The following is a 20,859-nucleotide window of genomic DNA, read 5'->3' as shown; positions in this document are numbered from 1 at the left end:
AGGAGAAACCATGACCGCCCAGAACTTTTTCACCCGGCCCACCCACACCCGCCGCGCCGCCCTCATTGCCGGCGCCGCCGGAGTCGTCCTGGCCATGTCCGCCTGCGCAGGAAGCGGGACCGGCGCGGCTGCCGGCGCGTCCGCGGGCGCCGACCCCATCAAGAAGCTCAGCATCATCGTCCCGGCCAACCCCGGCGGCGGCTGGGACCAGACCGGACGCGCCATGCAGCAGGACCTGCAGACGAACAAGCTCGTCTCCTCCGCCCAAGTCACCAACATCGGCGGCGGCGGCGGGACCAACGGCCTCGCCAAGCTCGCCACCGAGAAGGACGTCAACACCCTCATGGTGATGGGCTACGTCATGGTGGGTGCGGTCGAAACTAACGGCGCCAAGACCCGGCTCGAAGACACCACCCCGATCGCGCGGCTCACCGAAGAGCCGCTGGTCCTCGTGGTGCCGGCGTCGTCGAAGTACCAGTCCGTCGCCGACCTCGTCGCGGACATCAAGGCCAACGGCAAGGGCGTGGCCATCACCGGTGGCTCGGCCGGCGGCGCGGACCACATCCTGGCCGGGCAGATCCTGAAATCCCAGGGCGTGGAGGCGGACAAGCTGAACTACATCGGCTACTCCGGCGGCGGCGAGTCCATCGCGGCGCTGCTCGGCAACAAAGTCCAGGCCGGCATCTCCGGCGTGGGCGAGTACGCCGAACAGGTCAAGGCCGGCAAGGTCCGGGCGCTCGCCGTCTCCGGAAAGGCCGAGGCCCCGGCCCTTCCCGGGATCAAGCCGCTCAAGGACCAGGGAATCGACGTCGTGCTGACCAACTGGCGCGGCGTGGTGGCTCCCGGGTCCATCGACGACGCCCAGCGCGCGAAGCTGACCGACGTCGTCACCAAGCTGCACGCGTCCGAGGCCTGGAAGTCCACCCTGACCAAGAACAACTGGGACGACGCGTTCCTGGCCGGCGACGGCTTCAAAACCTTCCTGACCGAGGACATCGCTAAGGTCAAGACCACCCTGACCCAGATCGGCCTGGTCAAGTAGCAGTGTCGTCCCTCGCATCACAGTCGTCTTCCGCCGCGGCGCCCGCCAAACGGCCGACCGGGGAGATCCTGTTCGCCCTGGTGTTCGTCAGCGTGGGCGTCGCGGGTCTGGCGACGGCGGGATCCATTCCGATTCCGCCGTCGGAGACCGGCATCGGCCCGCGCGCTTTCCCCTACATCGTGTGCGGCTTGCTGGTGCTGTGCGGCGCCGGGGTGGTCCTGCAGGTCCTCCGCGGCAAGGTCGGGCAGGCCGAGGACAGTGAAGACCTGGACGTGACCGCCAAGACCGACTGGGTGGCCCTGGCCAAACTGGTGGGCTTCGTGGTGCTGCACATCTTCCTGATCGAGCCGGCCGGCTGGCCGGTGGCCGCCGCCGTGCTCTTCAGCGGTGCCGCCTGGTCCCTGGACGCCAAACCCCTCTGGAAGGCGATCGCCGTGTCCGTGATCCTGGCGCTGGTGCTGCAGTACGTCTTCGGCGGCCTGCTGGGCGTGTCCCTGCCGCCGGGGCCGCTGCTGGAGGGGGTGCCGTTCTTCCATGGATAGCTTCATGCTCCTGCTCGAAGGATTCAGCACCGCGCTGCAGCCCGTCTACCTGCTCTACGCGCTGGGCGGGGTCTTCGTCGGCACCGCCGTCGGGGTGCTGCCCGGCATTGGCCCCGCCATGACCGTGGCCCTGCTCATGCCCATCACCTATGCCCTGGACCCCGCGGCCGCGCTGATCGTGTTCGCCGGGATCTACTACGGCGGCATGTACGGCGGTTCCACCACCTCCATCCTGCTGAACACGCCGGGTGAGTCCTCCTCGATCGTTACGGCGCTTGAAGGAAACAAGATGGCCAAGGCCGGCAGGGGAGCGGCAGCCCTGGCGACGGCGGCGATCGGATCCTTCATCGCTGGCACCATCGCCACGGTCCTGTTGACCTTCCTGGCGCCCGTCGTTGCCGACTTCGCCGTCGGCCTCGGCCCTGTGGACTATGTGGCCCTCATGGTGGTGGCCTTCCTGACCGTCGGTGCGCTGCTGGGCGCCTCCGTCCTGCGCGGCCTGGCATCCCTGGCCCTCGGGCTGTTCATCGGCCTGATCGGCATCGATGACAGCACGGCGCAGCAGCGTTTCACGTTCGACAACCCCACCCTGGTTGACGGCGTCGACATGGTCCTCGTTGCCGTAGGCCTCTTTGCCCTCGGCGAGGCGCTTTATGTCGCGTCCAAGCTGAGGCACGGCCCCGTGGAGCTCATCCCGGTCAGCAAGGGCAAGAACGCCTGGCTGTCCAAGGAGGACTGGAAGCGGTCCTGGAAGCCGTGGTTGCGCGGAACTTTCATCGGGTTCCCGATCGGCACCGTCCCGGCCGGCGGCGCGGACGTCTCCACGTTCCTGTCCTACGCGGCCGAGCGGAAGCTGGCCAAGGGCGCCAACAAGGCCCAGTTCGGCAAGGGCGCGATCGAAGGCGTCGCCGGACCGGAAGCGGCCAACAACGCCGCGGCCGCCGGTGTCCTGGTGCCGTTGCTGACGCTCGGAATCCCGACGACGGCGACGGCGGCCATGATGCTCACGGCCTTCCAGCGCTACCAGATCCAGCCCGGCCCGCTCCTGTTTGAAAACCAGGGGGCGCTTGTCTGGACCCTGATCGCGTCGCTGTATGTCGGCAACCTGATGCTGCTGGTGCTGAACCTGCCGCTGGTGGGCCTGTGGGTGAAGATCCTGCAGATCCCCCGGCCCTACCTCTACGCCGGCATCCTGGTCTTCGCCGCCCTGGGCGCCTTCTCGGTGAACTTCTCCCCGAGCGACGTCGGCATCCTGCTGGTGGTGGGCATCCTGGGCTACTTCATGCGCCGCTACGGCTACCCTGTGGCGCCCATGGTGGTGGCGATGATCCTGGGACCGATGTTCGAGGTGCAGTTGCGGCGTTCGCTGCAGCTCTCGCAGAACGACCCCATGGCCCTGTTCTCCTCGCCGTTCGCCCTGGTGGTGTACGTCTCCATGGCGCTGATCTTCGTTGCCTCGTGGTGGCTGCGCCGCCGCCAGGCAACGTTGGAGGCTGCGCCGGCGAAGGAAGAGGTGTCCGTCTAGGCGCGGGCGTGCCACTGGATTGCCGCAAATGGCCGGAATGACGACCCTCATTCCGGCCATTTGCGGCAAACGGGGCCAGGAGAACGCACCGCGGTCACTGGGTTGCCCGGAAGGGGCCCTCAGCGCTCCGACGTCGGGCGCGACGACGGAAGCCGCGACGGCGGGATGACGACATACAGCGGGGTCCGGATCCAGCGCTGGCCCGTCGCGCGGAACTCGGCCCGGGTGGAGAAACGGTAGAGGTAGCTGGTGGCACGCACCCAGTGCGGCCGTCCGCCGTCGAACGGGTCGTGGCGCAGCAGCCGCAGCGTGGGCCGGTCCGCCGCCAGCAGTTTGGCCAGGAACGCGTAGAACCACTCCTCATGCACGGTACGCAGCGGCAGGAACCACATCAGCCAGTCCAGCCGCAGGTGGTACGGGGCGTACTGGCGCGGGATGCGCCGGACGTCGCCGGGCTTGCCCCTGAACCCGTACTCCCGCCAGTCCGCGTCGTCGCCGGGATCCGAGTCGAGCGTCCCCTCCACCACGATCTCGATCCGCCGCTTCGTGACGGTGCCGAACGCGCCGTAGGTGTTCACCAGCTGCCAGCGGTTGAAGGATGCGTTCATCAGCTGGTGGTGGGAGAAGAGGTTCTCGATGGGCCGGTAGCTGAGCACCACCAGCAGCACGGTGGCAACCAGGACCACCACGAGCCACGCAACCGGCGCCTGGCTGCCCGCCCCGGCCCCTTCGGCTCCGGTTCCTGCGGCTGCGGCTGCGGCATGCCAGTCCAGCGGGATCGCCGGGATCACGGCGTGCGCCACGGGATCGCTGACCGCCGCGAAGGCCAGGATGATCGCCAGCCAGTTCAGCCAGGCGAAGTTTCCGCTCGCCACCAGCCACAGCTGGGTGAAAATGATGATCCCGGCGGCGGCGCTGGCCAGGGGTTGCGGGGCAAAGAGGAAGAAGGGCACCACCAGCTGGGCGAAGTGGTTGCCCAGGACCTCCAGCCGGTGCCAGGCCTTGGGGAGGAGGTGGGCCTGCCGGCTCAGCGGCCCCGGCATCGGCTGGGTCTCGTGGTGGTAATACAGGGCCGTCAGGTCCCGCCATTCCGTGCCGCCCCGGATCTTGATCAGGCCGGCGCCGAACTCCAGCCGGAACACCAGCCAGACAAGCAGGATCAGGATGGTCCGCGGCGGGGGAGTCTGGTCGGAGCCGAGGAAGGCCACCGTGAACCCGGCCTCGAGCAGCAACATCTCCCAGCCGAAGCCGTAGAACGTCTGCCCCACGTTCACGATCGACATGTACAGCAGCCACAGGGCCAGGAACGCGATGAGCGGAACCCAGGGCGGCCCGAGCTGCGGCAGCCCGGCGACCAGCGTGGCGGCAATGGCCATGCCGCTCCAGCACACTGTCCGCAGCAGCCGGTCCGTGTAGCGCCAGCGGAACAGGCTCGGCCGGCCCAGGCGGTTGAAGCCGTCGAGGTACGCCGGCACCGGCAACAGGCCGCGCTCGCCGAGGAGGGCCGGGAACTGGTTGAGCGAGGAGAGGAAGGCCACGAAATACAGGGTGGCGGTGCTGCGCTGCAGCACCTGCCGGGCGAACTCGTACTCCGGCGCGTCGAACCACGCGGTCCACTCCACGTTTTCCACGTTACGCCTCCGCTCTGCTGCGTCAACGAGTGGCGGCGACCCGCCAGCGCGGGGAAAGCGGCAACCCGAGCACAGAACGCCGTGCGGGATACTTGAATCATGCAGCCGCGCAAAATCGTCCTCCTCGGGTCCACCGGTTCCATCGGCACACAGGCGATCGACGTCGTCGACGGCGCCCCGCACCTTTTTGAGGTCGTCGCGCTCAGCGCCGGCGGCGGCAACCTCGAACTCCTGGCCCGGCAGGCCGTCCACACCCGCGCCCAGGCCGTCGGTGTCGCAGCCGGGGAGGCTTCCGCCCTCCGGGACATGATCGACGACGCCGCCCGCGCGGCTTCAGTGACGGGCTACCGTCCCGAAATCATCACCGGCCCGGATGCCTCCACCCGTATCGCGGAAATCAGTGCCGACGTCGTCCTCAACGGCATCACCGGCTCCATCGGGCTTGCCCCCACCCTGGCCGCGCTCCGATCCGGTGCCACCCTGGCGCTGGCCAATAAGGAGTCCCTGATCGTCGGCGGCGCCCTGGTCAAGGCCGCGGCCCGCGAAGGGCAGATCGTGCCTGTGGATTCGGAGCACTCGGCCATTGCCCAATGCCTGCGCTCCGGCTCCGCTGCGGAAGTGGACCGGCTGATCCTGACGGCATCGGGCGGGCCGTTCCGCGGCAAGACCCGGGACGAACTGCACGACGTCTCGCCGCAGGACGCCCTCGCCCACCCCACGTGGGACATGGGCCTGATGGTCACCACCAACTCCGCCAGCCTGGTCAACAAGGGCCTGGAGGTGATCGAGGCGCACCTGCTCTTCGATATCCCCTTGGAGAAGATCGACGTCGTGGTCCACCCGCAGTCCGTGGTGCACTCCATGGTCCAGTTCGTCGACGGCTCCACGATCGCCCAGGCCTCGCCGCCGGACATGCGCCTGCCCATTGCCCTCGGCCTCGGCTGGCCGGACCGCGTTCCCGGATCCGCCAGCGCCTGCGACTGGAGCAAGGCCACCAGCTGGACGTTCGAGCCGCTGGACGCCGTGGCATTCCCCGCCGTCGCCCTCGCCAAGGCTGCCGCCACGCAGGGCAGCACCTTCCCGGCCGTGTTCAACGCCGCGAACGAGGAAGCGGTGATGGCCTTCCACGCCGGGCAGATCCGGTTCACCGACATCGTGGACACCATCGATGCCGTCCTCAGCGAACACACAGGCTCCTCCGGGCTGACGGTGGAGTCCGTACTGGATGCTGAAAGATGGGCACGCGCCCGCACCCACGAACGTTTAGCCGTCAGAAGCGTCTAGGAAGCAGCAGATCACAGTATGAGCCCCGTCCTCCTCTTTATCCTCGGTGTCATCTTCGTGGCGATCGGCATCGCCGCGTCCATTGCCCTGCATGAAGTCGGGCACCTGCTCCCGGCCAAGCTGTTCAAGGTCCGCGTGACCAAGTACATGATCGGTTTCGGACCCACCGTCTGGTCCAAGAGGAGGGGCGAAACCGAGTACGGCCTCAAGGCCATCCCGCTGGGCGGCTACGTGTCCATGATCGGGATGTACCCGCCCAACAAGGAAGACGGCACCGTCCGCACCTCCAGCACCGGAATGTTCCAGTCGCTGGCATCCGATGCCCGCTCCCTGGCCCACGAGGAAATCGGCCCGGACGACGAAAACCGGGTCTTCTACCGGCTGCCGGTCTGGAAGAAGATCATCATCATGCTCGGCGGCCCCGCAATGAACCTGCTGATCGGCGTCGTGTTGACCGCGGTGCTGCTGATGGGATTCGGCACCGCCAGCCAGACCACCACCATCGCGGACGTCTCCAAGTGCCAGGTCAAGGCCGGCGAGACCGTGGACCCGGACTCCGCTGACTGCAAGCCCACCCCCGCCGCGGCCGCGGGCCTGTTGCCGAATGACACCATCACCTCCTTCGACGGCAAGGCCGTCACCAATTGGGACGAACTCACCGGCTGGATCCGCGCCTCGGCGGGCCGGCAGGTCAGCATCACCGTGGAGCGCGGCGGCGCCACCGTCTCCACCACTGTCACGCCCGTGCTCTCCGCCCGCCCGGTCCTCGGCCCCGACGGCCGTCAGGCCAAGGCCGCTGACGGCAGCCTCCAGTACCAGGACGTCGGCTTCCTGGGCATCGGCGCCCAGACGGCCCTCGTGCAGCAGCCGGCGTCGTCCGTGCTGCCCATGGCGGGGGAGAACATCAAGCAGGTTGCCGGCGTCGTGGTGAACCTGCCGGAGCGCGTGGCCGGCGTGGCCAAGGCAGCCTTCAGCGAGGAACCCCGGGATCCCAACGGCCCCATCAGCGTGGTGGGCGTGGGCCGCGTGGCCGGCGAGGTCGCCGCGATGGAGGAGGTCCCGCTGCAGTCCCGCTTCGCCGCCCTGGTGGGTTTGCTGGCCGGACTCAACTTCGCCCTGGCCGTCTTCAACCTCATTCCGCTGCTGCCGCTCGACGGCGGCCACATCGCGGGCGCGCTGTACGAGGGGGCCCGCCGCCAGATCGCCAAGCTGTTCGGCCGCCCGGATCCCGGCGCCTTCGATATCGCCAAGCTGCTCCCGGTGACGTATGTGGTGGCGGTGCTGCTGATGGGCATGGGCGCGCTGCTGATCTACGCCGACATCGTCAAGCCGGTCAACCTCTTCGGATAGTGCCGGCAGGCATTCCAGCCAAATCACGCTGACTATCATTCATAAGCCTATTTCGGCTGATTTTAAATAATCAGTTGAAAATGGTTGATTATTCAGTATCACCTCCCTAGGCTGGGGTCATGTACGTCATGACAATCGACCAACGCGGCAGCACGGGCGACATCGACCGGGTCCCCGGCCTCCTGAAGGGGCTCAGCGCCCTCTCCACCGCCGGGCGCTTTGAGCGTTCGGTCGGCGACGAGGTCCAGGGCGTCGTGGAACGGGCCGACGAGGTGGTGGAGATCGCCCTGCACGCCCTGCGCAGCGGCCGCTGGTATGTCGGAATCGGGGTGGGGGAGGTGGACCTGCCGCTGCCCGCCAGCCCGCGCGAAGGCTCCGGTCCCGCCTTCGTGGCGGCCCGGGCCGCCGTTGACCGGGCCAAGGGGGCGGCCGCCCATGTGCCCCTCGCCGTGGTCGCCGGCCGCGACCGCCGTCGGGCAAATGCAGCGAATGCGGCCGCGGACGCCGCTAACGGGTCCCAGGGGGCCAGGGCCTGCGCCAACGCGGAGGCGGTGCTCCGGCTGATTGGCCGCCTGGTCCAGGACCGGACCGCGGCGCAATGGAAGGTGGTGGACGTGCTGCGCTCGGTGCGGCAAGACACCCACGGAACCCACGGCAGCCAAAAAATAGCGGCACAGAAACTCGGAATCACGGAGCAGTCGGTGAGCCGCGCAGTCCTTCGCTCGGGCTGGCAGGAAGAATGGGCCGCGAGGCCGGCCGCAGAATTGTTGCTGACCCTCGCCCACGACAGCACCGAAGGAGAGAAGTGAACGCCCTCTGGATCACGCTGGCCCTGCTCACCGCAGGATTCGTCGGCTGGCCGGTCACTGCCTGGGTGTTCCGCCTCGCCCGGACCATTGATGACCGGGCCGACGCCGGAAGCGGCGCCGCCGCCGGCGGAGACGCGGCTGAGGACCCCTCCGCGGACTCCACCACGGACCCCGACATCCAGCCGGCCGCGGAGCCGGCCGGGCCGGACACCGCAACGCCCACCCCGGCAGCGGCGGCCGCCGCCCCGTCCGTCGAGACCGTCAGCAGCGTGCGCATCCTGCGCGGCGGCGCGATTATCGGCATCCTGGAGCGGTTCGCCGTGTGCCTGGCAATCCTGGCCGGCCAGCCCGTCGCCATCGCCTATGTCGTGGCCATCAAGGGCCTCGGCCGCTTTGCCGAGTTGAAAGCCACTCCGGTGGCCGCCGAGCGGTTCATCATCGGAACCCTCACCTCCATGCTCTGGGCAGCCGGTGTCGCCGCCCTGGCCAAGGTCCTCTTCCTCGGCTGACCGCGTGCCCCGGCGCCTCCGGATGGGAACCGGGCAAACAGGGCGATAGTGTATCCATATGACTGTTTTTGCTGTGGAGTACGTGTACGACGCCGAATCATCCGAGGTCCGCGATGCCAGCCGCCCGGCACACCGCGAATGGACGGCGGGACTTGCCCGCGAGGGCGCCCTGCTGGCCAGCGGCCCCTACGGCGACGGCGCAGGCGCGCTGCTCATCTTCAAGGCGGCCGATGAGGCGGCCTTGAATGACCTTCTGCGGCAGGACCCCTTCGCAGCCGCCGGTGCCATCTCGGGCACCCGCACCACCGTGTGGGCGCCGCTGACCGGTCTTCTGGCCGGGCACGCCTAGCCCGTCCCGTCCGCACCTTCGCAACTTCGAATTCTACAAGGGAGTCCATGTGACCTCGGTCAGCCTGGGAATGCCGTCAGCACCGCCCCCCGTCCTAGCCCCCCGCCGGAAGACGCGCCAGATCAAGGTGGGATCAGTGGGCGTCGGCTCCGATTCGCCCATCAGCGTCCAGTCCATGACCACGACGCCGACGACCGACATCAACGCCACCCTGCAGCAGATCGCGGAACTCACGGCCTCCGGTTGTGACATCGTGCGTGTCGCCTGCCCGTCCGCCGATGACGCCGAGGCGCTGCCGATCATCGCCAGGAAGTCCCAGATCCCGGTGATCGCGGACATCCACTTCCAGCCGAAGTACGTCTTCGCCGCGATCGAGGCCGGCTGTGCCGCCGTGCGCGTGAACCCGGGCAACATCCGCAAGTTCGATGACCAGGTCAAGGAGATCGCCCGGGCCGCAAAGGACCACGGCACCTCCATCCGGATCGGCGTCAACGCCGGATCCCTGGAACCGGGCATCATGAAGAAATACGGCAAGGCCACCCCGGAGGCCCTCGTGGAATCCGCCGTCTGGGAGGCCTCGCTCTTCGAAGAGCACGGTTTCCACGACTTCAAGATCTCCGTCAAGCACAACGACCCGGTCATCATGGTTGCTGCCTACGAGATGCTGGCTGAAAAGGGCGACTGGCCCCTCCACCTCGGCGTCACCGAGGCCGGACCGGCCTTCCAGGGCACCATCAAGTCCGCCACGGCGTTTGGCGCCCTGCTCTCCCGCGGGATCGGCGACACCATCCGCGTCTCGCTATCGGCGCCGCCGGTCGAGGAAATCAAGGTGGGCAACCAGATCCTGCAGTCGCTCAACCTGCGCCCCCGCAAGCTGGAAATCGTCTCCTGCCCGTCCTGCGGCCGCGCCCAGGTGGACGTCTACACGCTCGCCGAGCAGGTCACCGCTGGCCTGGAAGGCATGGAGGTGCCGCTGCGCGTGGCGGTCATGGGCTGCGTAGTCAATGGTCCCGGCGAGGCACGCGAGGCCGATCTCGGCGTTGCCTCCGGCAATGGCAAGGGCCAGATCTTTGTCAGGGGCGAAGTCATCAAGACTGTCCCGGAGGATCAGATTGTTGAGACACTGATCGAAGAAGCCATGCGTATCGCGGAAGAGATGGGGGACGGCGATGGCGAAGATGCTGTCAAGGGTAGCCCCGTGGTTAGCGTCTCGTAGGGACGACGCCGCTCCCGGCGTCGTCGTCCGGGTCCTTGGCGGCGCGGACACCGGACAACTGCTGGCGCTGGCGCACCGGGACGCCGTCGCCAACGTCTTCATCCTCTCGCACCTGGAAGCCGCCGGCACGGCGTCTCCCACGGCCGGGGGCGCCAGCATTCTCGGCGTGTTCGACGGCGGCACCCTCCTCGGTGCCTGCTGGGCCGGCGCCAACCTGGTGCCGATCGAGCTGGCGCCGGAGCTCGCCGGCCTCATTGCCATGGCCGCGCACCGCTCCGGGCGCCGCTACGCCTCGATCTTTGGCCCCGCCGAAACTGTCCTGGCCGTCTACGCGGCACTGGAGCAGCTCGGCCAGACTGCCCACGAGGTCCGGGACCACCAGCCCCTGCTGACGATCTCGGGCCCGCCCGCTGTCCGGCCCGAACCCGCACTCGGCTTCGGCCAGCTGGCCGACTTCGACAAGATCCTGCCCGCCTGCGCCGCGATGTTCGAGGAAGAGGTGGGCTATTCGCCCTACCTTGGCGGCAGGGAGTATTACAGCCGGCGCGTCAAGAGCCTCATCCGCCAGGGCCATTCCCTGGTGCACGTGAACGCCGCCGGCGAAGTGGTCTTCAAGGCCGAACTCGGCGCCGTCACGCCGGAAGTGACCCAGGTCCAAGGTGTCTGGATGAATCCCGAGTTCCGCGGACTGGGACTGAGCGCGGGCTACATGGCCGCCGTCGTCGTCCTCGCCCAGACCCTCGCGCCGGTGACCAGCCTGTACGTCAACGGCTTCAACGCCAAGGCGCGCGCCACCTACGATCGGGTGGGCTTTCGCCAGGTGGGCACGTTCGCTACAGTGCTCTTCTAGCGGGCAAATGCCGGCTGCCGGTCTAGTTTTTTGGGGGAAACATGAAGACATCAGTGCTGCGCATTTTCGGGGCCTCGGCGCTCCTTGCATGGGGCGCCGTGGGATTGGCCGCATGTGGCACCCCAACCGGCTCGCCGGACACAGCCAAGAGTGCCCAAGCCCAGGCCGCAACCACGGTTCCCAGCGCGACCACGACGCCTACTCCCACCCGGACGCAAGCCAAGGCTTACACGAGCGATGAACTGACGGCCCTCGTGGCACAGTTGAAGGATGCCCAGGGCAAGCCGCTCACGGTGATGCCGCTTGCCGACCTCAAGAAGTCGGTCGAACAGGCAAAGTCCTTGCTGGCATCGATCTCGGTGGAACCCGCGGAGTGCGCAGCTTTGGCCCTTGGCGGTCAGGCAGCCTCGACCGAGGGCACAGCGGTCGCGGCGGCCGTGGGCCAAGATGCCGCGACGGGAGCTTCCACGGGTGTCTCTCTGGCGTTCCGGGCTGACGCCAAGCTCCTCGAGAAGGGACTCGCCCAGGGCGAGGACTTCAAAAAGTGCTCAGCCCTTTCATTCACGACCAATGGCACCAAAGTAGACCTCAAACTGACGAAGCTGGCCGGATTCGGCTCAACCCCGGGCACCGTTGCGTACCGCACAGACACCGCTCTGCCGGGCGGCCGGAAGCAGTCCGCGATCACCGGACAGGTGATCCAGGACGGCGTTCTCATCACTGTCAGCGCGGTGGGTGGCGGCAGCGAGGCCGATGCCATCTCCCGGGCCGGAAAATTACTGGATCAGGCCGCGGCGCTCGTCGGGAAGTAGCCCGATTGCCGCCGCGCAGGGGACACGAAACGACATGCCGAAAATATCCGGTTGCAGACTATTGATTCCGGACCCCATGTCACATAGGTTCTACCTAGCCGTGTCGCACAGGCGCGCACACCCTGCTGTCTATACCTCGGTATAAATTCCGGGGAAGGCCGCGCCTGGAGACGACACCAAGTAGCTCGCAGCCTGAGATCTGGGGGTGCTGGGGCCACGGGAGCCACGCCATGACGGGATGACCAGCCGGAAACGGCCAGGGGCTTCCATCAGTTATGGCGTGGCTCTTCCATGTGCTGCGCATCGCCCGCGCGTCACCGCGGCGGGGCCGTGACGTGGCCGGCGCGGCAAAGGGGTGCCCTCTGGACGGTAGATTAGTACCTAGATGCTTTTCCCGGCTTTGCCCGCACTTCCCCAGAAACGGATACCCCACCTGTGGTCCTTCGACTCTCCAAGCTGTTCCTGCGCACCCTGCGCGAAGATCCCGCCGACGCCGAGGTGGCCAGCCACCGGCTCCTGGTCCGCGCCGGCTACATCCGGCGGGCCGCGCCCGGCATCTACACCTGGCTGCCGCTGGGGCTGAGTGTGCTGCGCAAGGTGGAGCAGGTCATCCGCGAGGAAATGACCGCCATCGGCGCCCAGGAAGTCCACTTCCCGGCGCTGCTGCCCAAGGAACCCTACGAGGCCACGAACCGCTGGACCGAATACGGCGAGGGCATCTTCCGGCTCAAGGACCGCAAGGGCAACGACTACCTGCTGGCCCCCACGCACGAGGAAATGTTCACCCTGCTGGTCAAGGACCTGTACTCCTCGTACAAGGACCTGCCGCTGAGCATCTACCAGATCCAGAACAAGTACCGCGACGAGGCGCGTCCCCGCGCGGGCCTGCTGCGCGGCCGCGAATTCATCATGAAGGATTCCTACTCCTTCGACGTCGATGACGCCGGCCTGGACGACAGCTACGCCGCCCACCGCGGCGCGTACCTGAAGATCTTCGAGCGCCTCGGCCTTGAAGTGATTCCGGTTGCTGCCACCGCCGGCGCCATGGGCGGGTCCAAGAGCGAGGAATTCCTGCACCCCACCGAGATCGGTGAGGACACCTTCGTGCGCTCGGCCGGCGGCTACGCCGCCAACGTCGAGGCCGTCACCACCGTGGTCCCCGCGGACATCGACTTCAGCAACGCCCCGGCCGCCGAAGTCCGGGACACCCCGGACACCCCCACCATCGAAACCCTCGTCGACGCCGCCAACGTCCTGGTTCCGCGCACAGAAGCCGACGGCGGTCCCTGGACCGCGGCCGACACGCTCAAGAACGTCGTCCTCGCCGTGACGCTGCCAACCGGCGAACGCCAGATCGTCGTGATCGGCCTCCCCGGCGACCGCGGCGTCGACCTCAAGCGCGTCGAAGCGAACATCGGGTCCTTCCTGCCGATTGCCGGCGAGATCACGCTGGAGGCCGCCAATGAGGACGACCTCAAGAAGCAGCCCCTGATCGTCAAGGGCTACCTCGGCCCCGGCATGTCCCTGGACGCGCCGCTGCTGGGCAGCGAGGGCGCCGCGAAGCTGCTCTACCTCGTGGATCCCCGCGTCGTCAGCGGCTCCGCCTGGGTCACCGGCGCCAACGAGGCCGGCAAGCACGTCTTCGGCCTCGTCGCCGGACGCGACTTCGGCTGGGACGGTGTCATTGAGTGCACCGAGGTGCGCGCCGGCGACGAGGCTCCCGACGGTTCCGGTCCCCTCGAAACCGCCCGCGGCATCGAAATGGGCCACATCTTCCAGCTGGGCCGGAAGTACGCCGCTGCCCTGGACCTGAAGGTCCTGGACCAGAACGGCAAGCAGGTGGTGGTGACCATGGGCTCCTACGGCGTCGGCGTCACCCGCGCCGTGGCCGCCCTGGCCGAGTCCAACCATGACGACAAGGGCCTGGTCTGGCCGCGCGCCGTCGCCCCGGCCGACGTCCACGTTGTGGCCGTGGGCCGCGGCGAGGAAATCTTCGCCGCCGCCGAAAAACTGTCCCTGGAGCTTGAGGCTGCCGGCCTGGACGTCATCTATGACGACCGCCCCAAGGTTTCCCCCGGCGTGAAGTTCGGCGACGCCGAACTCGTCGGCGTCCCCACCATCCTCGCCGTCGGGCGCGGACTCGTGGACGGCGTCGTGGAGATCAAGGACCGCCGCAGCGGCAATGCCGAGAATGTAGCCGTTGACAAGGCTGTTGACTACGTGGTCAACGCCGTGCGCAACAGCTGATGCAGCGCCGTCCCGGCCGAACTAGGTAATGGTCTCCGGACTCGAGTCGATCCAGCTCGGAACTGTCATCCTGATCGTCGTGGCCGGCCTGGCGGCGGGCTGGGTCGACGCCGTCGTCGGTGGCGGCGGGCTCATCCAGCTCCCGGCCATGCTCCTGGTGCCGGGCATCAGCCCGGTCCAGGCGCTGGCGACCAACAAGATGGGCTCCATCTTCGGAACCAGTACGAGCGCGGCCACGTACTACCGCCGCGTCCGGCCCGATCTGCGCACCGCCCTGCCCATGGCCGCCATCGCGTTGGCGGGCAGCTACGGCGGGGCGGCGCTGGCCGCCAACCTGCCGGCCAGCGTGTTCAAGCCGATCATTGTGGTGGCCCTGATCGCCGTCGCGCTTTTCACCGCCTTCCAGCCCGGCATCGGCCAGCTGACCAAACTGCGCCACGCGGGGCACCGGCACTATGTGGTGGCCTGCCTGATCGGCGGCGTGATCGGCTTCTACGACGGCCTGATCGGTCCCGGCACCGGTTCGTTCCTGATCATCGCCCTCGTCTCGGCCATGGGCTACGCCTTCCTCGAGGCCAGCGCCAAGGCCAAGATCGTGAACGTGGCCACCAACGCCGGTGCCCTGCTGTTCTTCGTGCCGCACGGCGCCGTGCTGTGGGGGCTCGGGCTGCTGCTGGGCATGGCGAACATGGCCGGCGGCTATCTCGGTGCCCGGACCGCGGTCCGGCAGGGGAGCAGGTTCATCCGGATAGTGTTCCTGGTGGTGGTGGGCGCGCTGATCATCAAGCTCGGCTCCGACGTCTGGCAGGACAACCTGTCCTAAGCCGCCTGATCCCGCAACACCCGCATGGGACTCCCGGTCCGCTGGTGGCGGGCGTAGCATGCAGCTATGTCGGCAAGTGAGGAACGCTACCGGGATGCCCTCGAGGCCGCGGCCGGGCACGCACGCCGGTGGCTCGAGAGCCAGGGAACACGCCGGATCGGGCCGCAGGCCACGGCGGCCGGGCTCGCGGCCGACTTCGGCGGCCCGCTGCCCCAAACGGGGATGCCGGCCGCGGAGGTGGTGGACTATCTCGCGGCCAAGGCCGAACCCGGGCTGATGGCCATGCCGTCCGGGCGGTTCTTCGGCTGGGTCATCGGCGGCACACTGCCGGCCGCCCTGGCGGCGGACTGGCTGCTCAGCGCCTGGGACCAAAATACGGGGCTGCGCTTCGCCACGCCCGCCACCGCCGCGATCGAGGAAGCCGCCGGCAAATGGATCCTTGAACTGCTGGGTCTTCCCAAGGAGTCCGACGTCGGCTTTGCCACCGGCGCCACCATGGCCAACTTCACCGGACTCGCCGCCGCCCGCTGGCGGCTCATGGCCGATGCCGGCTGGGACCTCGACGGCGACGGCCTCGCCGGCGCGCCCCGGATCCGCTGCTTCGTGGGCCAGGAGCGCCACGAAACCATAGACCTCGGCCTGCGCTATCTGGGCCTCGGGCATCCCACCGTGGTGCCCTCCGACCGCCAGGGGCGCATCATCCCGGCCGAGCTGGACTGCGCCCTGGACCTCGCGCTCAGCACGGGGGAGGGCGGCCGCCCCGCCCCGGCCCTCGTGTGCCTGCAGGCCGGCAACCTGCATTCGGGTGCCTTCGACCCCTTCGCCGAGGCCATCGCCGTCGCGAAGGCGCACGGCGCCTGGGTGCACGTGGACGGGGCGTTCGGGCTCTGGGCGGCCGCGGTGCCCGAACTGTCCGCCCTGACCGCCGGACTCGGCCTGGCCGATTCGTGGGGAACGGATGCGCACAAGACCCTCAATGTCCCCTACGACTGCGGGATCGTGATCGTGCGCGACGCCCAGGCGCTGCGCTCGGCGATGGGGCTGCACGCCAGCTACCTGATCCAGGCCGCGGACGGGGCCGGGGACCCGTCCGAGCGAGTGCCCGAACTCTCCCGCCGGGCACGCGGCGTGCCGGTGTGGGCGGCGCTGAAATCCCTGGGCCGCGACGGCGTCGCCGGCCAGGTCCGCACGCTCGTGCACCGGGCCGCGCAGCTGGCCGAACAGCTCGCGGCGCTGGACGGCGTCGAGGTGCTCAACGACGTCGACTACACCCAGGTGTCCCTGGCGTTCGGCGACGACGCCGTGACCCGCGCCGTGACGGGGACGATCATGGGCGACGGCCGGGTCTGGATGTCCGGGTCACGCTGGCAGGACCGCGACATCCTGCGGATCTCGGTGAGCAACTGGAGCACGGACGACGCCGATGTCAGCGTCGCCGTCGACGCCGTCCGCGACGCCCTGGCGGCCGTGCGGGGCTGACTGCGGGGGTTGTCCGGTTACGCGTGTGCGGAGATGCGGACCGCGGTCACCTTGTATTCAGGGCACCCCGTTACCTCGTCCTCCACGGCAGAGGTGAGGCTGTTGACTGTTGCGCCGGGGAAGTGGAAGCCCGCGAACACCTGACCGGGTTCCACATCGTCCGTGATCCTGAGCCTCAGGACCGCCATGCCATGCCGGCTGTCCAGCCGGACAGTATCGCCGTCTTTCAGTCCCAGCGCCGCCGCGTCCCCGGGCTCGACGTCGATCGTTTCGTCGGTGAGCAGGACCAGGTTGTCGGTCCGGCGGGTCATGCTGCCGGAGTTGTAGTGCTCCGCCCGGCGCCCGGTGACGAGCAGGTACGGATACGCCGCGTCGCACTGCTCGCCCGGCGGCAGGTATGGACGCGCGGCCAGGTGTGCCAGGCCGTCCGGGGTGGCGAACCGGTCCTGATAGAGCCGTGGTGTTCCGGGGGAAGCGGCGGACCCGCACGGCCACTGCAGCGGGCCGTCCCGGTCCAGGCGTGCGTGGGATATTCCGCCGAACAGCGGCGCCAGGCTGGCGCACTCCGCCATGGCCTCCTCCGGTGTGGGGCATCCAAGGTCCGCCCCCATGCCGGCCGCGACGGCGTGCAGCACCGCGAAGTCCGTGCGGACGCCGGCCGGGGGCGCCACGGCGGCCCTGACCCGCTGGAAGCGCCGGTCGAAGTTGACGAACGTGCCGTCCTTCTCGAGCCAGGCGGCCACGGGAAAGACGACGTCCGCTGCGGCGGCCGTGGGGGAGAGGAACAGATCGTTGCAGATCACCAGCGGGCAGGCTTCCAGGGCCGCCCGCACCGAAGCGCTGTCAGGATCGGTGGCGAGCACGTCCTCCCCGATCACCCACAGCGCCTGCAACGCCCCGTCCCGGGCGGCTGCGAACATCTGCGGGATCCGAAGCCCTGGCCGCGGCGGCACATCGGCCCGCCAGGCCTCGGCGCAGCGGGTCCGCGCTGCCGGGTCCATGACCTTCTGGTAGCCGGGCAGCAGGTCGGGCAGAGCGCCCATGTCAGACGCACCCTGGACGTTATTTTGCCCGCGCAGCGGGTTCACCCCGCCGCCGTCACCCGGCCCCACGGCGCCGCGCAGGAGTGCCAGGTTGGACAGGGTCCGGACACCGTCCGTGCCGTGCCGGTGTTCGGTCACGCCGAGTCCGTAGAAGATTGCCGGGACCAGTGCCTGCCCGTACATCACGGCGGCGCGCACGAGGTCGCGCGCCGGGACACCGGAGATTTCGGCCACGCGTTCCGGCGGGTAGTCCTCGAGCAACCCGAGCAGCTCGTCGTAGCCGCTGGTGTGGGTTTCAAGGAAGGCGGTGTCCACGAGCCCCTCGCGGACCAGGAGGTGGGCCAGGCCGTTGAACACGGCCACGTTGGTTCCCGGCCGGGGCCGGAGGTGGACGTCGGCGTGCCGGGCCAAGAAGGTGCGCCGGGGATCCACCACCACCAGGCGGGCGCCGTCCATGACCCGCTGGAAGATCCGTGAGCCGACGACGGGGTGCGCCGCCGTCGGATTCGCGCCAACCAGGAGGATCACGTCGCACCGGTCGAGGTCATCGAATGCATTCGTGCCGCCGCCCAGGCCAAACGTGGCGGCCAGGCCGGCCGCGGAGGGGGCGTGGCAGAGCCGGGCGCAGTTGTCCACGTTGTTTGTCCCCATGACTGCCCGGGCGAATTTCTGGGCCAGATAGTTCTCCTCGTTGGTGGCCCGGGCCGAGGAAATGACGGCGAATCCGCCCGGGTCCGCGTCCCGGATCCCGGCAAGCCTGGCGGCAACGTAAGCCGTGGCGGCCTCCCACGACGCGGGCGCCAGGGTTCCGTTCCTGCGGATCAGCGGGGTTGTCAGACGGTCTGCTGAACCCAGGAACCCGTGGGCGAACCGTCCCTTGACACACGCGTGGCCGCGATTCACTGAGCCCTCACCGGCGGGCCGGACGGTCATGATCACGTTGTCACGGGTGGAGACCTCCAGGCTGCAGCCGACGCCACAGTACCCGCAGGTGGTCAGGGTCTGCCGTTCGATCGGCAGCATGTTGAGCAGCCCGGGCTCGGACAGGGCGCCGGTGGGACACGTATCCACGCACGCCCCGCACGAGACACAGTCGGACTCCGCCCAGGGACCACCGGTGCCCGGCGCCACCACCGTGCCGGCTCCGCGGCCCGTGAGGGTCAGGGCGAACGTGCCCTGGATCTCCGCGCAGGCGCGGACACACCGCCCGCAGGCAATACAGAGATCGCGGTCAAGCTTGACGTACGGGTGAGAGTGGTCAAGTCCGCGCTCCGGCGGCGTGACGGCACCAGACGGGGCTGTCACCCCGTAGTCGGCGCATTGCCGGACCAGTTCGCTGCGGTCGGCCGGGACATCCAGCGCCCGCGTCGGCAGCCCCGCGACGATGGCCCGCAGGGCATCCCGCCGCAACGCCCGGGACGCTTCGACGGCGACGCGCAAGCCGTCCTCCGCCGGGGTGCTGCAGGCGGCGGCCGGGCCCCGGCCGGTGACGTCGACCAGGCACGTACGGCACGAGGCCACGGTGGTGAGCCGGTCATCGTGGCACAACGTCGGGAGGGCCAGGCCGGCCGCCCGCACAGCATCGAGCAGCGTGGCTCCGGCCGCGACCTCGACCAGTCGGCCGTCGACAACGAGTCTCACGACGGCCATCCGTCCAGGCCGTAGACGCGGGCGAGGCTTAGCACCGCGGCCGGCACCCGGCGGCCGAAAGCGCACAGGCTGCCCGCCGCCATCGTGCGCAGCACCTCGCCGCGTTCCCGGCGGATATCCGGCCCGTCAGGCCGCTCCGACAGGGCCCGGCCGCGCCATGTCCCCACCCGGCAGGGCGAGCATTGCCCGCAGCTCTCCGCCGCCGCAAAGTCCCACAGGTTCCGCAGCACCTGCTCGCCCGAAAGCCTGTCATCGAAGGCGACGATCCCTGCGTGGCCGAGGGCCGCTCCCCGGCTGGTGAGGGCGGCATCGCTCAGGGGCACGTCCAGGTCGGCGGGGCCGAGGAAGCCACCCAGGGGGCCGCCGATTTGCAGGGCACGCAACGCTGCCCCGTCCCGAAGCCCGCCGCCGAGATCTTCCACGATCCGCCGGACCGGCGTGCCGATCTCCACCTCGTAGGCGCCGGGCCTGAGGAAACGTTCGGACAGGCAGGCGATTACAGTGCCGGCCTCGTCCGCGGTCCCCATCGCCGCGTATGCGGCTCCGCCGTGCTGCACTATCCACGGCACCGCACTGAGTGTTTCCACGTTGTTGACCACCGTGGGCCGGCCGTGGAGCCCCCGCGCGGTGGGAAACGGCGGACGGGGCCGCACAACGCCGCGCAGGCCTTCGAGCCCGTTCAACAGGGCCGTTTCCTCGCCGGAGACATAGGAGCCCGCGCCAACAGCTACGTGGATCTCCAGGCTGAATCCGCTGCCTCCCGCGGCCGGGCCGAGGTGCCCGGCAGCGCGTGCCTCGAGCAGCGCTTCCTGCAGGCGGGCGACGGCTTGGGGATACTCTGAGCGGACAAACACGACGCCGGTTTCCGCGCGGACAGCGAAGCAGGCCAAGGCGAGGCCTTCGAGCACACGGTGCGGGTCCTGCTCCATGAGCAAGCGGTCCGCAAAGGAACCTGGGTCGCCCTCATCACCGTTGGCCACCACCACCCGCGGTGCAGGGTGGTCCAGTGCGGCCCGCCATTTGGCGGCGACGCGGAAGCCGGCTCCGCCCCGCCCCTTCAGTCGGGCGGATTCGACCTGGCTGAGGACATCGTCAGGTGTTCCTGCGGCGACGACGCCGGGCCAGGCCGACCATGGCGTAGAGGCTTCCAGCAGTCCGGCGGTCACCACGGGGAACGCACTGTCGGAGGACACCGGGATGGGCGGAGCCTTCCGCGGTGACGACCCCTGCAATTGGGCCGCCAGGTCGGCCCCTGCACACGCGTCCTCGCCGTCGAGGGCTGCCGGTCCGCCGAAGCAGTAGCCCAGGCAGCGCACTTCCTGGAGCGATACAGCGCCGTCCGCGCTTCGGCTCCCCGCCTCCACGCCCAGCGCCGCCTCCACTTCCGCCATGTGCCTGCCGCCGGACGCCGCGAAGCAGGCGGCTGCACCGCAGGCCCGGATGTGCCGGGTCCCGCGCGGCGCGGAGAAGTCGGCGAAAAACGATGCCGGTCCCTCGGCCGCTGCGGCGGGCAAGCCGATCGCACGGGCGACCTCGGCCGGGGAGGTAACCGAGCCGCGGAGCAGATTCTTGAGGTCCACGATGGGCCGCTCGAAGCGGGCGGCATACCGGAGGAAAGGATCGTCATTGTCCCGACCCTCGTGCCCAGCAGGTTCGGCGGCTGAGCGCCCGCCACGGGGTTCGTGCATGTGTCCAGCC

Annotated in this window: 17 protein-coding genes; 14 read left to right on the top strand and 3 right to left on the bottom strand. The window is 69.0% G+C overall.

Annotation, left to right across the window (positions count from 1 at the left end; translation table 11 throughout):
- The first annotated feature begins 10 nt into the window (after positions 1-10).
- From C566_RS0111655 to C566_RS0111645, 3 genes are read left to right on the top strand one after another with little or no spacing between them, the layout of a single operon-like run.
- On the top strand, positions 11-1,042 hold the full coding sequence (locus C566_RS0111655; RefSeq protein WP_018774524.1) for a Bug family tripartite tricarboxylate transporter substrate binding protein: 1,032 nt from the start codon (positions 11-13) through the stop codon (positions 1,040-1,042).
- Positions 1,043-1,044: 2 nt separating this feature from the next.
- On the top strand, positions 1,045-1,584 hold the full coding sequence (locus C566_RS0111650) for a tripartite tricarboxylate transporter TctB family protein (protein ID WP_018774523.1): 540 nt from the start codon (positions 1,045-1,047) through the stop codon (positions 1,582-1,584).
- On the top strand, positions 1,577-3,109 hold the full coding sequence (locus tag C566_RS0111645) for a tripartite tricarboxylate transporter permease (RefSeq protein WP_026538271.1): 1,533 nt from the start codon (positions 1,577-1,579) through the stop codon (positions 3,107-3,109). Before C566_RS0111650 ends, C566_RS0111645 begins: the two co-directional genes overlap by 8 nt.
- A 119-nt stretch (positions 3,110-3,228) precedes the next feature.
- Here C566_RS0111645 and C566_RS0111640 read toward each other — a convergent pair whose 3' ends face one another.
- Positions 3,229-4,731, bottom strand: a complete 1,503-nt coding sequence (locus tag C566_RS0111640) for a lipase maturation factor family protein (protein WP_043466823.1) — start codon at positions 4,729-4,731, stop codon at positions 3,229-3,231.
- 108 nt (positions 4,732-4,839) lie between these two features.
- Here C566_RS0111640 and dxr point away from each other — a divergent pair, with 108 nt between their 5' ends.
- From dxr to C566_RS0111585, 11 genes are all read left to right on the top strand, one after another.
- Complete coding sequence (dxr, locus tag C566_RS0111635) at positions 4,840-6,024, top strand: 1-deoxy-D-xylulose-5-phosphate reductoisomerase (protein WP_018774520.1); 1,185 nt, start codon at positions 4,840-4,842, stop codon at positions 6,022-6,024.
- Between the two features lie 18 nt (positions 6,025-6,042).
- Positions 6,043-7,374 carry a M50 family metallopeptidase gene (locus C566_RS0111630; RefSeq protein ID WP_018774519.1) on the top strand — a complete coding sequence of 444 codons (1,332 nt, stop codon included), beginning with the start codon at positions 6,043-6,045 and terminating at the stop codon, positions 7,372-7,374.
- A gap of 119 nt (positions 7,375-7,493) precedes the next feature.
- Complete coding sequence (locus tag C566_RS0111625) at positions 7,494-8,183, top strand: hypothetical protein (RefSeq protein ID WP_018774518.1); 690 nt, start codon at positions 7,494-7,496, stop codon at positions 8,181-8,183.
- Positions 8,180-8,692 (top strand): hypothetical protein, encoded by a 513-nt coding sequence (locus C566_RS0111620; protein ID WP_018774517.1) that lies wholly within the window; start codon positions 8,180-8,182, stop codon positions 8,690-8,692. Before C566_RS0111625 ends, C566_RS0111620 begins: the two co-directional genes overlap by 4 nt.
- Positions 8,693-8,750: 58 nt before the next feature.
- On the top strand, positions 8,751-9,041 hold the full coding sequence (locus C566_RS0111615) for a YciI family protein (protein WP_018774516.1): 291 nt from the start codon (positions 8,751-8,753) through the stop codon (positions 9,039-9,041).
- Between the two features lie 49 nt (positions 9,042-9,090).
- Entirely contained in the window at positions 9,091-10,257 is a 1,167-nt protein-coding gene (ispG, locus tag C566_RS0111610) for a flavodoxin-dependent (E)-4-hydroxy-3-methylbut-2-enyl-diphosphate synthase (RefSeq protein ID WP_026266621.1), read from the top strand.
- On the top strand, positions 10,220-11,107 hold the full coding sequence (locus C566_RS0111605) for a GNAT family N-acetyltransferase (protein ID WP_026266620.1): 888 nt from the start codon (positions 10,220-10,222) through the stop codon (positions 11,105-11,107). Before ispG ends, C566_RS0111605 begins: the two co-directional genes overlap by 38 nt.
- 41 nt (positions 11,108-11,148) lie before the next feature.
- Positions 11,149-11,919, top strand: a complete 771-nt coding sequence (locus C566_RS0111600) for a hypothetical protein (protein ID WP_026266619.1) — start codon at positions 11,149-11,151, stop codon at positions 11,917-11,919.
- A gap of 435 nt (positions 11,920-12,354) precedes the next feature.
- Positions 12,355-14,166, top strand: coding sequence for a proline--tRNA ligase (locus tag C566_RS0111595; protein ID WP_018774512.1), 1,812 nt, complete (start codon positions 12,355-12,357; stop codon positions 14,164-14,166).
- A 28-nt stretch (positions 14,167-14,194) separates the two neighbouring features.
- Positions 14,195-14,989, top strand: a complete 795-nt coding sequence (locus C566_RS0111590) for a sulfite exporter TauE/SafE family protein (RefSeq protein ID WP_018774511.1) — start codon at positions 14,195-14,197, stop codon at positions 14,987-14,989.
- A 66-nt stretch (positions 14,990-15,055) separates the two neighbouring features.
- Complete coding sequence (locus C566_RS0111585) at positions 15,056-16,468, top strand: pyridoxal phosphate-dependent decarboxylase family protein (protein WP_018774510.1); 1,413 nt, start codon at positions 15,056-15,058, stop codon at positions 16,466-16,468.
- A 17-nt stretch (positions 16,469-16,485) separates the two neighbouring features.
- On the opposite strand, the gene fdhF is transcribed toward C566_RS0111585, so the two are convergent.
- Positions 16,486-19,161 (bottom strand): formate dehydrogenase subunit alpha, encoded by a 2,676-nt coding sequence (fdhF, locus tag C566_RS0111580; RefSeq protein WP_018774509.1) that lies wholly within the window; start codon positions 19,159-19,161, stop codon positions 16,486-16,488.
- Positions 19,149-20,849, bottom strand: a complete 1,701-nt coding sequence (locus tag C566_RS0111575; protein ID WP_018774508.1) for an NAD(P)H-dependent oxidoreductase subunit E — start codon at positions 20,847-20,849, stop codon at positions 19,149-19,151. The genes fdhF and C566_RS0111575 overlap by 13 nt, the downstream gene beginning before the upstream one ends.
- Positions 20,850-20,859 lie beyond the last annotated feature (10 nt).

It is taken from the genome of Arthrobacter sp. 131MFCol6.1, assembly GCF_000374925.1.
Classification (GTDB): Bacteria; Actinomycetota; Actinomycetes; order Actinomycetales; family Micrococcaceae; genus Arthrobacter.
Note: the sequence above shows the minus strand (reverse complement) of the source record. Positions and strands in the feature narration are given on the sequence as shown.

Bases quoted from the DNA above. Each gene is read 5' to 3' on its own strand.
- C566_RS0111645 (WP_026538271.1), top strand. From the start codon at position 1,577: ATGGATAGCTTCATGCTCCTGCTCGAAGGATTCAGCACCGCGCTGCAG.
- dxr (WP_018774520.1), top strand. From the start codon at position 4,840: ATGCAGCCGCGCAAAATCGTCCTCCTCGGGTCCACCGGTTCCATCGGC.
- C566_RS0111655 (WP_018774524.1), top strand. From the start codon at position 11: ATGACCGCCCAGAACTTTTTCACCCGGCCCACCCACACCCGCCGCGCC.
- C566_RS0111605 (WP_026266620.1), top strand. From the start codon at position 10,220: ATGCTGTCAAGGGTAGCCCCGTGGTTAGCGTCTCGTAGGGACGACGCC.
- C566_RS0111585 (WP_018774510.1), top strand. From the start codon at position 15,056: ATGTCGGCAAGTGAGGAACGCTACCGGGATGCCCTCGAGGCCGCGGCC.
- C566_RS0111590 (WP_018774511.1), top strand. From the start codon at position 14,195: ATGGTCTCCGGACTCGAGTCGATCCAGCTCGGAACTGTCATCCTGATC.
- C566_RS0111630 (WP_018774519.1), top strand. From the start codon at position 6,043: ATGAGCCCCGTCCTCCTCTTTATCCTCGGTGTCATCTTCGTGGCGATC.
- fdhF (WP_018774509.1), bottom strand. From the start codon at position 19,161: ATGGCCGTCGTGAGACTCGTTGTCGACGGCCGACTGGTCGAGGTCGCG.
- C566_RS0111575 (WP_018774508.1), bottom strand. From the start codon at position 20,849: ATGCACGAACCCCGTGGCGGGCGCTCAGCCGCCGAACCTGCTGGGCAC.
- C566_RS0111625 (WP_018774518.1), top strand. From the start codon at position 7,494: ATGTACGTCATGACAATCGACCAACGCGGCAGCACGGGCGACATCGAC.
- C566_RS0111600 (WP_026266619.1), top strand. From the start codon at position 11,149: ATGAAGACATCAGTGCTGCGCATTTTCGGGGCCTCGGCGCTCCTTGCA.
- C566_RS0111615 (WP_018774516.1), top strand. From the start codon at position 8,751: ATGACTGTTTTTGCTGTGGAGTACGTGTACGACGCCGAATCATCCGAG.